Origin of the sequence: Ensifer adhaerens, assembly GCF_001270265.1 — a bacterium.
Taxonomy (GTDB): Bacteria; Pseudomonadota; Alphaproteobacteria; order Rhizobiales; family Rhizobiaceae; genus Ensifer; species Ensifer adhaerens_B.
The window spans coordinates 25,526-38,679 of the sequence record NZ_LGAP01000020.1; the positions used below are offsets into that span (position 1 = coordinate 25,526).

At 63.0% G+C, this 13,154-nt stretch carries 13 protein-coding genes; 9 read left to right on the forward strand and 4 right to left on the reverse strand.

Annotated features, from left to right (window positions below; translation table 11 throughout):
- Positions 1-51: 51 nt before the first annotated feature.
- From AC244_RS23525 to AC244_RS23545, 5 genes are read left to right on the forward strand one after another with little or no spacing between them, the layout of a single operon-like run.
- Positions 52-1,800 carry an ABC transporter permease gene (locus AC244_RS23525; protein WP_053251248.1) on the forward strand — a complete coding sequence of 583 codons (1,749 nt, stop codon included), beginning with the start codon at positions 52-54 and terminating at the stop codon, positions 1,798-1,800.
- Entirely contained in the window at positions 1,797-2,897 is a 1,101-nt protein-coding gene (locus AC244_RS23530) for an ABC transporter ATP-binding protein (protein ID WP_053251249.1), read from the forward strand. The genes AC244_RS23525 and AC244_RS23530 overlap by 4 nt, the downstream gene beginning before the upstream one ends.
- Positions 2,894-3,499 (forward strand): histidine phosphatase family protein, encoded by a 606-nt coding sequence (locus tag AC244_RS23535; RefSeq protein WP_053251250.1) that lies wholly within the window; start codon positions 2,894-2,896, stop codon positions 3,497-3,499. The genes AC244_RS23530 and AC244_RS23535 overlap by 4 nt, the downstream gene beginning before the upstream one ends.
- A 29-nt stretch (positions 3,500-3,528) precedes the next feature.
- Entirely contained in the window at positions 3,529-3,954 is a 426-nt protein-coding gene (locus AC244_RS23540; RefSeq protein ID WP_053251251.1) for a hypothetical protein, read from the forward strand.
- Positions 3,870-5,216 (forward strand): Na/Pi cotransporter family protein, encoded by a 1,347-nt coding sequence (locus AC244_RS23545; RefSeq protein ID WP_082367076.1) that lies wholly within the window; start codon positions 3,870-3,872, stop codon positions 5,214-5,216. Before AC244_RS23540 ends, AC244_RS23545 begins: the two co-directional genes overlap by 85 nt.
- 88 nt (positions 5,217-5,304) lie before the next feature.
- Here AC244_RS23545 and AC244_RS23550 read toward each other — a convergent pair whose 3' ends face one another.
- Positions 5,305-5,556, reverse strand: coding sequence for a hypothetical protein (locus AC244_RS23550; protein WP_053251253.1), 252 nt, complete (start codon positions 5,554-5,556; stop codon positions 5,305-5,307).
- Between the two features lie 312 nt (positions 5,557-5,868).
- Here AC244_RS23550 and AC244_RS23555 point away from each other — a divergent pair, with 312 nt between their 5' ends.
- Complete coding sequence (locus AC244_RS23555) at positions 5,869-6,291, forward strand: RidA family protein (RefSeq protein WP_053251254.1); 423 nt, start codon at positions 5,869-5,871, stop codon at positions 6,289-6,291.
- A gap of 192 nt (positions 6,292-6,483) precedes the next feature.
- Complete coding sequence (locus AC244_RS23560) at positions 6,484-7,455, forward strand: 3'-5' exonuclease (RefSeq protein WP_053251255.1); 972 nt, start codon at positions 6,484-6,486, stop codon at positions 7,453-7,455.
- A gap of 469 nt (positions 7,456-7,924) precedes the next feature.
- Here AC244_RS23560 and AC244_RS23565 read toward each other — a convergent pair whose 3' ends face one another.
- From AC244_RS23565 to AC244_RS23575, 3 genes are all read right to left on the reverse strand, one after another.
- Positions 7,925-8,956 carry a GH25 family lysozyme gene (locus AC244_RS23565; RefSeq protein WP_053251256.1) on the reverse strand — a complete coding sequence of 344 codons (1,032 nt, stop codon included), beginning with the start codon at positions 8,954-8,956 and terminating at the stop codon, positions 7,925-7,927.
- Between the two features lie 239 nt (positions 8,957-9,195).
- Entirely contained in the window at positions 9,196-9,672 is a 477-nt protein-coding gene (locus AC244_RS23570; RefSeq protein WP_053251257.1) for an Rrf2 family transcriptional regulator, read from the reverse strand.
- Positions 9,673-9,776: 104 nt separating this feature from the next.
- Entirely contained in the window at positions 9,777-10,664 is an 888-nt protein-coding gene (locus AC244_RS23575) for an NAD(P)/FAD-dependent oxidoreductase (protein ID WP_053251258.1), read from the reverse strand.
- 347 nt (positions 10,665-11,011) lie between these two features.
- On the opposite strand from AC244_RS23575, the gene AC244_RS23580 reads away from it, so the two are divergent.
- Positions 11,012-11,599, forward strand: coding sequence for a YqaA family protein (locus AC244_RS23580; RefSeq protein WP_053251259.1), 588 nt, complete (start codon positions 11,012-11,014; stop codon positions 11,597-11,599).
- Between the two features lie 283 nt (positions 11,600-11,882).
- Positions 11,883-13,154, forward strand: coding sequence for a glycosyltransferase (locus tag AC244_RS23585; RefSeq protein WP_063934139.1), 1,272 nt, complete (start codon positions 11,883-11,885; stop codon positions 13,152-13,154).

The window sequence follows — 13,154 nt, forward strand, 5'->3', positions numbered from 1 at the left end:
GCTGCTTGCCGGCGCTGCTATGCATGCGCTGGCAAGCGCCGAGGTTCGCAAATGACATCCACATCGACCTTCGCGCCATCGGGCGGTAGCCGGCTGCTCCGATCAGGCTTCATCATGCCGGCAATCCTCGTTGCCATAGTCGCCGTTCTGGTGGTGGCGCCTCTTGTCCGCATTCTTCTATCGACGCTCACCCCAGCCGGGATCGAGGCCTGGCAGGCGGTCCTCGTCAGCCCGCTGTCCTTCAATCTTTGGTGGCGGCCGCTCTTCAACACCATGGTTCTCGGCTTCGGCGTTGCCAGCGGCTGTCTCATCCTTGGCGGGTTCCTGGCCTGGCTGGTGGTGCTCACTGACGTGCCCGGGCGCCGCCTGCTTGGGCTGATGGCGACCTTGCCCTATATGATCCCGAGCTTCGCGGCGGCGCTCGCCTGGGGAACGCTGTTTCGAAACTCCCGGCTCGGCGGTTCCGCCGGCTTCTTCGAGACCAATGGCCTGGCCATTCCCGATTGGCTCGCCTGGGGGCTGGTGCCGACCGCGATCGTGCTCATCGCCCACTATTATTCGCTGGCCTATACGATCATCGCCGCTGCCTTGAGTTCGGTTGGGGCCGACCTCGTTGAAGCGGGTCAGATGGCCGGCGCCAGGCGTCCTCGCATCTTCTTCGGCATCATCCTGCCTGTCGTCACGCCGGCCCTGATCGCAGCAGCCTCGCTCACCTTCGCCGGTGCCGTTGCCAACTTTGCAGCACCTGCGCTCCTTGGACTGCCGGTGCGCATGCAGACGCTTTCGACCCGCCTCTTCGGCATGATCGAGACCGGCCAGAACGAGCGCGGCTTCGTGCTTGCGCTGCTGCTGATCACCGTCTCGGCCTTGTTCCTGTGGATGTCGGATCGCATCGTCTCGGGCCGCAAGGCCTTCATTACGGTCACAGGTAAGGGCGGTCGCACGAAACGTTTTCCCCTTGGCGTCTGGCGCTGGCCGCTCTTTGCGATCGCCGTTGCCATCGGCCTTCTAGCCACCGTGACGCCGGTTCTGGTGCTCGCGGCGTCCAGCCTTGCGCCTCAAAGCGGTGCCCTGTTCTCGAACTGGACGTTGCATTTCTGGATCGGTGAAGGCGGTGGCGAAATTGCACAGGGGCAGGCGGGAATCTTCCGCAATCCTGTTCTTATCGATGCCATCTGGAACACCATCCGCCTCGGGCTTGTCGTCGCGCTGACGACGATGCTGCTCGGGCTGGCGCTCGCCTATACGATCGTCCAGCGAAGGGGCAGCCTGCTTGCCACGATCCTCAGCCAGCTTGCCTTCGTCCCGCTTCTGGTGCCGAGCATCGCCTTTGCAGCTGCCTATATCGCTCTCTTCGGTGCGCCGATCGGTCCGCTGCCTTCGCTTTACGGCACCTTTGCGCTGCTGGTGATCGCGGCGTCCGCGCACAATCTCCCCTTTGCCGTGCAGTCCGGCCGATCGGTTCTCGGCCAGATCTCCGCGGACATCGAGGAAAGCGCGCGGCTGACCGGGGCGGGCCCGCTTCGCCGGTTGTTTGCGATCATCTTCCCGCTGGCGATCCGTGGACTGTTCGCCGGAGCAATGCTCGTCTTCGTCAAGATGGTGCGCGATCTCTCGCTGGTCGTGCTCTTGTTCACGGCGACCTCGCCGGTTCTCAGCATGGTCGCCTATCGTTATGCCGCCGAGGGCTTCATGCAGTTTGCCAACGCCATCACCCTCGTCATCCTTATCGTCTGCCTTGCGGCCTCGTTTCTGGCCCATAGCCTCCAGAACCGCGTCCAGAAATGGAAAGAGTCATGAACGCACTTGCAACCGGTGCTGCGGACGCCATCGAGATCCGCAACCTCGTCAAACGATTTGGCGCCTTCACGGCGGTCAAGGATGTCAACATTTCGGTTCCGGCAGGATCGTTCCTGGTGCTCGTCGGCCCGTCTGGCTGCGGCAAGTCGACATTGCTGCGCATGCTGGCGGGGCTGGAAGGCCCGAGCGAAGGCGAGATCGCCTTTGTCGGCCAGACGGTGTCGAGTGGTGCCGGCGGCGTCATCGCCGATGCCGGCCGCCGCAACGCCGGCCTCGTCTTCCAGAGCTACGCCCTTTGGCCGCATATGACGGTCGCCGGCAACATCGCCTGGCCGCTCAAGGTTGCGAGATGGCCTCGTGAAAGACGCGATCGCCGCGTCAAGGAGGTTCTGGCCCTGCTCGGGATCGGTGCGCTCGCCGAACGTTATCCGGCGGAAATTTCCGGCGGCCAGCAGCAGCGTGTGGCGATCGCCCGCACGATCGCTCCGGAGCCGAGCATTCTTCTGTTCGACGAACCGCTGTCGAACCTCGATGCCAAGCTGCGCATCGAGATGCGCAGCGAATTGATGCGCATCCACAGGGCCACGGGCGCCACGTCAGTCTATGTAACCCACGATCAGGTGGAAGCCATGACGATGGCGACGCATGTTGCCGTGCTCAACAATGGTCGTGTCGAGCAGTTCGGCAAGCCGATCGATCTGCTGCGCAATCCGGCAACGACCTTCGTCGCCACTTTTCTCGGGACACCGCCGGCGAACCTGCTGCCGGCGCAGCGGGTAGGGGAAATGTTCGCTTTCGGCGATACGCCACTGGTCTCGGGCTCGATCGCTCCGGGCCATGCGGAGGTGCAGCTTCTCTATCGCGCCGAAGACGTTTGTGTCGGTGCGGTGGCGGACAAACCATCGGTCACCGCGCGTTTTGCCGAAGCCGCACCGATTGCCGGACGCACGATGGTCACGGCCATGCTCGGCGAGCTTCGCATCACCGGCATGGCGGAAGGCTACTTCAGTGCGATGCCTGGCGACCCCGTCACACTGTCATTCATACGGACCCCTGACGCAGTCTTTGCCGTCAGCGGAGAAAGGATAACTCAATGAGGCTGATCCTCATGCGCCATGGCGAAACCGAGTGGAACGCCGAGCAACGCCTCCAGGGCCAGGACAACTCGCTGCTGTCCGAACGCGGCGTGGCCCAGGTCCGGCGTTTCCGCCCCTATGCCAAGGCGCTGCGACCTGCCCGCATCATCGCATCGGACCTCGGCCGGACGCGCCAGACCGTTGCGCTTATCGGACATCCGGATGCGCCGTCCGACGAGCGGTTTCGCGAGCTCGACATGGGCGAGTGGACGGGGCGGCGCAAACCGGAGCTGATCGCCGAGCGCCCGGAAGACTACACCGCCTGGCGCGCCGGCACCTTCACGCCCGCCAATGCCGAAACCTGGATGGCCTTTCGCCACCGTGTCGCCGACGGGGTTCGCGACTGGATGTCGCGGACGGAAGGCGACCTCTTGGTGGTCGCCCATGGTGGGGTCATTCGGGCAGCCTGCCACGAGTTTCTGGACCTGCCGCCCTCCCGCGTCGTTCCCGTCACGCCCGGCACGGCAACCATCCTGAACTTTCCCGTCGCGGACCGATCTGCAGCGCAGCTCGAAGGCTACAACATCGGATCTGTCGCTCCCGATATTTCCGTCGCCGATTGAACGCTACGAGCGGAAGGGCCACGCTGAACATGAATTCTGGAACGTTTGTCATTGTGGAACTGCTCGGCGGCGTGGCGCTCCTGCTCTGGGGCGTGCGGATGGTTCGAACCGGCGTCATGCGCGGATGGGGCGATCGGCTGCAGCGGTTCGTCGAGCAGCGCCTGTCCAACCGGCTGACCGCATTCGGTGGCGGCATCGCCGCCACCGCCGTTCTCGGCAGCGCCACGGCCCTGGCCTTCATCATCGCGGGCCTGGCCGGTGCCGGCGCCATCGGGGCGGCGACGGGCCTTGCGGTGCTGCTCGGCGCCGATATCGGCTCGGCGCTCGTCTCCGGCCTCTTTGCATCGGGTTCGTCGCTGGCGCAACGACCATGGCGCCGCTTTTTCTGTTTGCGGGCTATCTCACCTTCGGTGCGTCGAGCGAGTTTCGCCCGCGAAACGCCGGCCGCATCATGATGGGGCTCGGCCTCATGCTCCTGGCGTTGAAGGTCATCGTTTCGGCCACCGCTCCCCTGCGCGAGGCCACGCTGTTTCACGATGTTCTCGGGGCGATCGCCAACGAACCGGTTCTCGGTTTGCTCGTCGGCGCGGTCCTCGCCTGGTTCTGTCATTCAACGCTCGCGGTCATTCTGTTGATCGCTTCGCTGCTGACCAACGGCAGTCTGGAGGTGGCCGGCGCCGTGCCCTTGATCCTCGGCGTCAATTTCGGTGGCGGCTTGCCGGCCGTCAGCGCGACCCTCGACCAGCCGTCCGTCGCCCGCAAGCTTCCGGCCGCCAATCTGCTCTGCCGCGGGCTTCTTGCAATCGCGCTGCTGCCGCTGGCGCGGCATATCATCGATCTCGCCGCGCGCCTGCCGATGGATCCCCTGCATGTTGCAGTCGGGCTGCACGCCGCATTCAACCTGGCGGTGGCAGCCGTGTTCCTGCCGATCTCCCCAGTCGTCGTGCGCCTCGTCGATCGGCTGATCCCGAATGCCCAAGCCGCCGATGATCCCTTAGCGTCCCCACGCTATCTCGACAGCGTTTCGTTGGCGACGCCGGCCATCGCGCTTTCCAATGCGACGATGGAAACCGTACGGATGAGTGAGCTCTTGGAGCGCATGTTCCTGACGTCGCTGACGGCGCTGTCCTCCAACCGACTGGAGGCATTGAAGGAGGTCAACGCCATTGATCTCAAGCTCGGTACCTACATGGGCTCGGTCCATGCCTATCTCGGCCGGCTGGCTCAGGGCGAGCTGTCGGGCGGCGATAGCCGCCGCGCCTTCGAGATCATGCTTTTCGCCAGCAATCTCGAGCATGCAGGCGATGTGATCAAGCTCAATCTGGCCGACCGCATCCGGGCAAAGATCAAGCAGGACATCCAGCTCGCGCCGAGCCAGCGCCAGGCCCTTGACGTCCTTTGCGAGGAGATCGCGACCTCGCTGCGGCTGGTGCCGGCGGCGCTTTCGTCACGCGACATCGGCGCGGCCGCCCGTCTGGCATCCCAGAAAGATCGCTTCCGCGTCCTCGAGGAGCGCGCGATCAACGAGCACCTCGGCCGAGAAGGCATGGAAAAGGGCGTCAATCTGCGAAGCAATGCCCTGTTCATCGATGTCATTGGCGACCTGCACCGGATCAATTCGCACATAGCGGCTGCCGCTTACCCGCTGATCCAGGCGGCCGGCCTGTTGAACACGACCCGCCTTCGCACGTCTGCCTTGAGCGAGCGGCTGGCGTGAGAGAGCTGCAAGGCGGGATGAGCCGAATGAACATAGCACTCGCGGATGAGGCGGCCTTCCTGAAATCCTGGAATTATACTGAGACCTGTCAGTGCAGCGCCGAGGGCATCACGAACACGGACATGCCGTCTTGCTCGACGGCGCTGAGAAATTCGGCGAGCGCGGCGGCATCCGTCGGGAACAGGTCCTCCCAGCGCGTCGACATGCCCTGGGTATCGATGACTTCGAGCGCCCATTCGCTACCGTCCTCGATCCGGGAGATTTCGACGGTGACAGTGATGCCGTCGCGGGAGAATTCCTGCGAGAGCGGGGACAGGACGATTTTCGGTTCTTCGTTCATGGGGCACCTTTTGCCGTGATGCGGAGACGGTTGGACCGATATGTCGAACCGACGGCCTCTAGCTACGCCATTGCCGCTACGGCAATCAAGGCCGCCGGCTTGGCGTTTCCGGCAAGCGACCCCGCTTGCGCGCCAAACCGCCAACGCTGGCGCTCAAAATAAATCCGCTGACCGCGTCACGGGATGCGTTGCCGTATCGTCAAAGAGATATGGAGCCGGAAAGCGCCATGCAGCACGTCGACCTTCTACGTTAACGATCCTGCAAATGGCGCTTTCCACGGCTTCTTCACGTAACAAACGGAAAGCAAAACAATGTCGTCTACATCCTCGAAGTCGCCTGTTCGCCTCTTTAATCCTGCCGGGCTCTATGACGCATCGGCCAATGGCTATTCCCATGTCGGCCTGGTTGAGGCCGGTGTGCGGCTGGTGTTTATCGCCGGCCAGGGAGGCGAGAACGAGCACGGGACCCTCGATCCGGATTTCCGGCTGCAAGTCAGGCAGGCGCTCGGCAATCTGCGTACTGCACTTGCCGCGGCCGGCGCTGATGCGAGCGACGTTGTCAAGCTGACGGTGTTGATCGTCGATCACTCCGAAGAACGGTTGCATGTCTTCGGCGCAGAGTTGGAGGCGGCGCTGGGTCAAGGTGCGAAGCCCACATGCACGCTGATCCCGGTGCCACGGCTGGCGCTCGATGGCATGCTGTTTGAGATCGAGGCTGTTGCGGCGCTAGGCTAACTGAGACCATCCCGGGCGCCGCAGATGGCGCCCGTCCCACGTCGATCGTCGCTTGCGGCGTGATCGCCCGATGACAGGTTTTCCCGGGTTAAATCCGGCCCTCTCGCCAGAGGTCTGTTGACAGAGCGGGAAAGTGATGGCGCGATGGGCGCTCGGTCTTCCCTTTCACCAAAAGTTCCGGGAGAAGGGCTGATGGCATTGCAATACGACATGTTTGTTTCGTCCGATCCGGACGAGAAGGGTACACGCTCCAAGCGCACGTCCCAACGCGCGGCTGTCGGCATGAGCGCCGGGGCCATGGTCGATCATCTGGAGGCGACGGGTCGCTACCGCGTTCTGCAAAAGCTCGAGGCGCGTCCCGTCGTGGCCGAGCCGCGAGCGGAGTTTCCGCTCGTCGGCGTCATCCTCGACACCGAGACCACGGGCCTCAACCATCGCAAGGACGAGATCATCGAGATCGGCGTCATCGCGTTCACCTTCGACGCGCATGGGGCCATCGGCGACGTGATCGACGTGTATGGCGGTCTGCGGCAGCCGAGCGGACCCATTCCTGCCGAAATCACGCGCATCACCGGCATTACCGACGAAATGGTCGCCGGCGAGACGATCGACCTCGTCCGGCTTCAGACAATCATCGAACGCGCCGATCTGATCATCGCCCACAATGCCGGGTTCGACCGGCCGTTTTGCGAGGTCTTCTCGCCGATTTTCGAGAAGAAGGCCTGGGCCTGCTCGGTCTCGGAGATCGGCTGGAGCGACCGTGGTTTCGAGGGCACGAAGCTCGGCTACCTCATCGGTCAGGCGGGATATTTCCATGACGGCCATCGCGCCGTCGACGATTGCTTTGCTCTGCTTGAGGTGATCGCCGGCCCCGCCGATCAGCCGCATCAGACACCCTTTGCCGAACTCTATGCGGCAAGCCAGCGGTCACGCGTCCGCCTTTACGCGGAAAACAGCCCCTTCGAGATGAAGGATCACCTGAAGGGCCGCGGCTACCGCTGGTCCGACGGCAGCGACGGGCGCCCCAAATCCTGGTGGATCGAGATCGCTGAAGACGGGCTGGACGAGGAGCTTCGCTACCTCAGAACCGAAATCTACCGCTGGAGCGAGGCCGATCCGCCCATGGTGCGGCTGACGGCTTTCGAACGCTTCAAGGCCCGATGAGCCCGTCCGACCGGCGCTGAGCGCATGGCTGGTCTGCGAACTTCGATCTACGAAATCGGGCGGTTTCTTGTATAGTCAACTCATCGAAGCGATGCATCTCCTCCCGCAGAACTTCGATAGTGCAGGCGCTTTCTCCTCCTCCCAACGAGCGCTTGCCGGAATGGCGACACTCCTCCTCCCGGTTGCCATTCAGTCTATTTAGAAAGCCTGCCGCACCTCCTCCCGCGGCAGGCTTTTTTCTTTTGGCGCGGCCTTTATGCAAGGCAGGGAGCGATCACTGAGAATTTGGAGTTGGGCCCGGTCGGCGTCGAGCCACCCCGCACATGGCGGGACGGGTGAAGCGCATAGGTGCGCCATCTCGCAGGCTTCGGCTCGCGGCTAACGCAATCGTGAAACAGACATCAGTCGACCCGGGCGCACTCCAGGCGCGCCCGATCCGTCACAATGGTCTAGCTCGCGCGTCTGGGGTCTAGCTCGCGCGTCTGGCAAGCCAGTTCTGCCATTCGTTCTCGTTGCCGTGGAAGACATTGAGGTCGATCTTGCCTTCGACGCCATGCGAGAGGCCGGAGCCCGAATACTGCCAGAAGACCCATTTCCGGCCCGGATATCTCTTGGAGGGATGGGCTGCCACCGAGCGCAGCCAGAACGGATAGTCGAGCAATTCGCCCGTCAGGTTATCGCGATAGAAATCCGGGGCGGTGTAGATGATCGGGCGCTGGCCGTAATGCGCCTCGAGTTTGTCCATGAAGACCTGCATCTTTTCCAGCACGCGGGCGCGCGACAGGCGCCTCTTGCAGCTCGACTCGCCATTATATTCGACGTCGATCACCGGCGGCAGCGCGCCGGCTTCTCTCGGAACATTTCGGATGAACCAGTCGGCCTGCTCGCCGGCAGTCCGGCACCAGTAGAAGAAGTGATAGGCACCGCGCTTCAGCCCGGCTTCCTTTGCCTTGCGCCAGTTCTTCTTAAACATCGGATCGAGGTGATCGCCGCCGTCAGTCGCCTTGATATAGGCGAAGTTGGCACCCTGCGTGCGCAGCTTGGCCCAGTCGATATCGCCCTGCCAGCGCGACACGTCGACGCCATGGACGGCAAGTTTGCGCGGCGATGCGCGCCCGAAATTGATCGGCTTGGCGTCGCGGAAGCGGCGCCCGTAGATCTGCGTGCGCGTTCCCGGCGTGGTCAGGACCGCCGGTGTTGCCGGCGGGATCACGGCGACGGGCCGCTCCAGCGGCAAGGGCGTGTCGGCCGTCCTTGCCTCCGGCCGGAAGGCTTCGGGTTCCGGCACTGGTCCGGCCCAGGCGAGCATCTCCTGCGGCGGGGCTGTTTGCGCCGCCGCGACGCCGACATTGGCCGAAGGCACGGGAGATGAGGGCACGACAGAGCTCGTCGTTTCGCGCGACGGCTGCTGCGGCACGATGGTGTCCAGCGTCGAACTGGACGTGCAGCCTGCCAAAGCCAGGCAGGCAAGGAACATTGCTGGCACAGCTGATAAACGCATGAGCACCCGTACGCAAAACATTGTCGACGGCGAGGAACAGTGCCGCCGGGACCCCGTTGATGTGAAATTGCTAACGGAAACTTACCGGAAAAGATTGAATACAATCTTTACGATCGACCCCTTGCTGAAGGTCTGGCAAGGCGGATTCCCTATATCGCATCCGGCGCGACCGGCTGCGACGCGCAGCGAACCTAGCGCACGCTCATCTTACCAGGACAACCGGCGTGGCGGTGTCGCTCTCAGTCCGATTTAACCGGGTGGTTTGCACATGACGGCAACTTGCCGCTCATGACAGCGCCATAGCGCCTCTCGAATTCGGCGGCGATATCAGAAATGGCAATCTCACCGAGGCGTGCAAGCAGCAGGGTCTCGGCCTCATTGAGCGTTCGCTCCAGCGCCGAATTGACGGCCTGTTCGACCAGGCATTGCGGCTCGTCGGTTGCGACACCCATGGCGAAGAAGCCGGGACTGCCGATGGTTCGATAGACGTCAAGGAGGGTGATATCGGAAAGTGGGCGCGACAACGTCCAACCGCCGCCATGGCCCTTCTCGGACGACACGTAACCGGCGTCGCGAAGTCCGGCCATCGTCCGGCGCACGACCGCGGAGTTCGTGCCGAGCATCCTGGCGATCGTCTCGGATGTCATCGGGTCGGCGTGCTTCTCCATGTGCAGCAACACATGCAGCAGTCGTGAGAGTCGTCCGTCCTGTCGCAATTGCAACCTTCCCTGTTTTGCATCTGATATCATGGAAAGTGCGGGCCAGGGGAGCCCGCGGTTCGATTGTCCAGTGCGTGATGTCGGGGCCTGCGCCCGGCCCGTCAGTCAAACATCAGCGACGGGTGGGTGGCGGCCCCGGCCATGGCGCCGTCTCCGACCGCCAATGCGACCGACCCCGTCGGCCTTGCCGCATCTCCGCAGGCGAAGACGCCGGGAACCGTCGTTGCCTTCATGGCGTCGGTTCGGATGTAGCGTCCGAGCGGGCCGTCGTCGAATCCGCAGCCGAGCTGTTCGGCAAATGGCGCCGAGACCACCGTCCTGGTGGTGGTGAATATGCCGTCCATCGGCAGTATCCGCTCATCCCGCAGGACAACGTCGACGCGCTCGCCGTCGAGCCTGTCGATCAACCCTCGCTCCACCGCGACATTGCGCCGTGCAAGCTGCTGCAGTTGGTCTGCATCGGGTTCGAATGCACCGTTGAGAAAGAAGGTGGTCGGACCCCAGTCCGGCAGCATCAGCGCCTGATGCATCGAAAGGGGCGATGTCGCAAGCACGCCGATCCTGCCCTCGTCGAGTTCGTAGCCATGGCAATAGGGGCAGTGGAAGACGCTGCTGCCCCAGCGTTCGGCAAGGCCCGCAAGCTCCGGCAGGACATCGGTGACGCCGGTGGCGAGGACAAGCCGTTTCCCAATGGCTTCGGAGCCATGCCGCAGGGCGACCTTGAAGCCATCCTGCACGAGTTCGGCATTTGTGGCCTCCGTCTGCAGCCATTCGACCGTCTGGTATTCCATCAATTGTGAGCGGGCGTCGGCGGCGATCTGCGCCGGAGTGCTGCCATCCTGGGTCAGGAAGCCGTGCGATGTCCGGGTGAAACGGTTTCTGCGCAAGCCGGTGTCGACAACCAGCACCTTGCGGCGCGCGCGGGCGAGTTGAAGACCGGCGGAAAGCCCGGCGTAGCTGCCGCCAAGGATGATTGCGTCGTAGGTCATATCGAGCCTCTTTGTGTGCGTATCGTATCTTCATATGTTGCATGAATGAGGTTGGCAATATCATGAAACAATAAAAGTTTCATGATGGAAATTGAAGGCGATAATGCCGACGCCGCCGATTGGCCCCGGGCATGGGCACCAGTAACGGAAAGGCTTGTCAGCGGTCGGGCCAATGGACCCGCACCTGAAGTTGCTCCGGTGCTATTTCCCGGCAGACAAAAATCCGCCCGTTTGGTAGTCGAAGCATCACATCGATGCGTGCTCAGCCTCTGTCCTCGGCCCCGGGGATTGGCACGCTTCCCGCCAAGGTCCCACGCGGGACGCCCCGATGAACGCCCGGATTTTCCATGCTTCGCAGTTTGTACAATTGGACGATGGACCTCGCTGGCCGGAAGTCGGCGACCTGGTGGCTGGCCCTTGTCGCCTTCGTCGAAAGCTCCGTCTTCGTCGTTCCTGCCGACGTCCTGTTTCTGCCGATGGCGTTGGCAAAGCCGCATAGAGCCTATCGCTATGCTTTCCTGGCCACCCTTTTCTCGGTGCTTGGCGGCATCGCGGGCTGGTTCCTCGGACGTTATGTCTTCGATGCGATCGCCCGTCCGATCCTGCAGTTCTACGGCAAGATCGATGCGTTCGAAGCGATGCGCTCGTCGGTCGATATGGAGGCGCTCGTGCTCTTGCTGGTGACGTCAGGGCTGGCGCATGTTCCGCCGATGAAGGTCGTCACCATCCTGTCTGGGGCCGCCAATGTCAGCCTTGGCATGTTCATCGCATCGGCGGTGATCACACGTGGCGCGCGATTCTTCATCCTGGCCGCGGTGCTTCGCCGGCACGGCGAATCCGTCCGCCATTTCATCGAGAAGCGCGTGGGTTTGATTGCCGCCGTCGGCGCCGCAGCGCTCATCCTGCTCTATGGCGTTTACGTTCTCGCGAAGTAAGAGCAGCAAGCCGGAGCGCGGCCGGAAATCTGCGCACGGCAGGACAATCGCCATGACTGCAACAAGCGTCGGAGTCCCTTCCTCAGCTGCATGAGCAGTTGTATCGGGGAACGGGGACGTGCCGTCGACGCCGGTTGCCGTCGTTTGATGTTTCCCGCAGTCTCGACCCACTCGTTGGCGCCCAGCGTCTACCACAAATTGATATCTTGCAAACCGGCGATGACAGGTGGCCAAATGGCGGAAACCCAGGTCGCGCAGTTAAAGTCTCCGAGAGGCGAGTATCATGCGGCTTATCGTTGTCAACGACGTGTCGGAGGCCCTGGGCGGTGCGACCAAGGTTGCGCTCCAATGCGTTGAGGCTGGTGTTGCGGCGGGGCTCGACTGTGCCGTTCTGGTCGGTGACGACGGCGCAGGCATTCGCTCCCGATTCCCGGGCGTGCAGGTGGAAGCGCTTGGCGAGCGCCCTTTGCGCGACGGCGTCCATTTCACAAACCTGTTCGACAGGAATTTCAACGGTCGGGCCTATCGTGCCTTGCGCCGCTTGCTCAAGAGCGGGAACGACACGGTCGTTCATGTTCACGGCTGGTCGCAGATCCTGTCGCCCTCGATCTTTCACGCGCTGGCACGCAGTGAAGCCCAGGTCATCGTCACCGCGCATGATTTTTTCCTGACCTGTCCGAACGGCGCCTATGTTCACTATGGCAGGGGCGATATCTGCGCTGAAAAACCGCTGTCTGCCGGTTGCCTTGCCAGCGCCTGCGACAAGCGCAACTACCTTCACAAGCTGTGGCGCTTTGCCCGGTCGATGACCCAGAGTACTGCGGGCGCGGCCTTCTGGGCGCGCGTCGGCGTCATTCTGGCCCATGAGGGCATGGAGCCATACCTAAGCGAGGGGCCCCTTCGAAACTTCCTGACATTGCGCACCCCGTCGACGCCGCTCACGCAATCCCCGGTCGAGGCCTGGAAAAACGAACGCGCCATGTTTCTTGGTCGCATGTCGGTGGAAAAGGGTGTTCGGACCCTCGCCGAGGCGCTCAACGCTACGGGCAAGGCGGCGACCTTGATCGGCCGAGGGCCTTTGCTCCAGGAGATACAGCGGGCTCTTCCGCACTGCCATGTTCCAGGCTGGCTTGATGACGATGAGGTTTCCGCCGTCGCATCGAGGGCGCGCTATTTCTTCATGCCGTCAAGGATGCCCGAACCCTATGGTCTGGTGGCTGCCGAGGCGCTGATGTCCGGGATACCGGTGATCGCCAGCAGCAATGCGCTAATTGCCACGGAGATCGAGGAGCACCAGGCCGGGCTGGTGTTCGAGAGCGGCAATGCGCGGTCTCTCGCCGAGACAATGGCGCTGATGGAGAGCGACAGTCTGGTGCGGCACCTGAGCAGGGGGGCTTTCGCCTATGGCAAGAGGGTCGCGCCCTCGAGGGACGAATGGCGCCAGCGGATAATCGACATCTACTCCGGCAAGCTCAAATTCGTGACGCATGACAAGCTGAAAGAGGCAATAGGGCGGCCCGCCCGACAAGAGTTCGAAATGGCCGGTCGGATCTGA

Excerpts from the sequence above, each read along its gene's own strand:
- AC244_RS23575 (WP_053251258.1), bottom strand. The coding sequence starts at position 10,664 with ATGACCTACGACGCAATCATCCTTGGCGGCAGCTACGCCGGGCTTTCC.
- AC244_RS23540 (WP_053251251.1), top strand. The coding sequence starts at position 3,529 with ATGAATTCTGGAACGTTTGTCATTGTGGAACTGCTCGGCGGCGTGGCG.
- AC244_RS23535 (WP_053251250.1), top strand. The coding sequence starts at position 2,894 with ATGAGGCTGATCCTCATGCGCCATGGCGAAACCGAGTGGAACGCCGAG.
- AC244_RS23525 (WP_053251248.1), top strand. The coding sequence starts at position 52 with ATGACATCCACATCGACCTTCGCGCCATCGGGCGGTAGCCGGCTGCTC.
- AC244_RS23560 (WP_053251255.1), top strand. The coding sequence starts at position 6,484 with ATGGCATTGCAATACGACATGTTTGTTTCGTCCGATCCGGACGAGAAG.
- AC244_RS23555 (WP_053251254.1), top strand. The coding sequence starts at position 5,869 with ATGTCGTCTACATCCTCGAAGTCGCCTGTTCGCCTCTTTAATCCTGCC.
- AC244_RS23550 (WP_053251253.1), bottom strand. The coding sequence starts at position 5,556 with ATGAACGAAGAACCGAAAATCGTCCTGTCCCCGCTCTCGCAGGAATTC.
- AC244_RS23530 (WP_053251249.1), top strand. The coding sequence starts at position 1,797 with ATGAACGCACTTGCAACCGGTGCTGCGGACGCCATCGAGATCCGCAAC.
- AC244_RS23545 (WP_082367076.1), top strand. The coding sequence starts at position 3,870 with ATGGCGCCGCTTTTTCTGTTTGCGGGCTATCTCACCTTCGGTGCGTCG.
- AC244_RS23565 (WP_053251256.1), bottom strand. The coding sequence starts at position 8,956 with ATGCGTTTATCAGCTGTGCCAGCAATGTTCCTTGCCTGCCTGGCTTTG.
- AC244_RS23580 (WP_053251259.1), top strand. The coding sequence starts at position 11,012 with ATGCTTCGCAGTTTGTACAATTGGACGATGGACCTCGCTGGCCGGAAG.
- AC244_RS23585 (WP_063934139.1), top strand. The coding sequence starts at position 11,883 with ATGCGGCTTATCGTTGTCAACGACGTGTCGGAGGCCCTGGGCGGTGCG.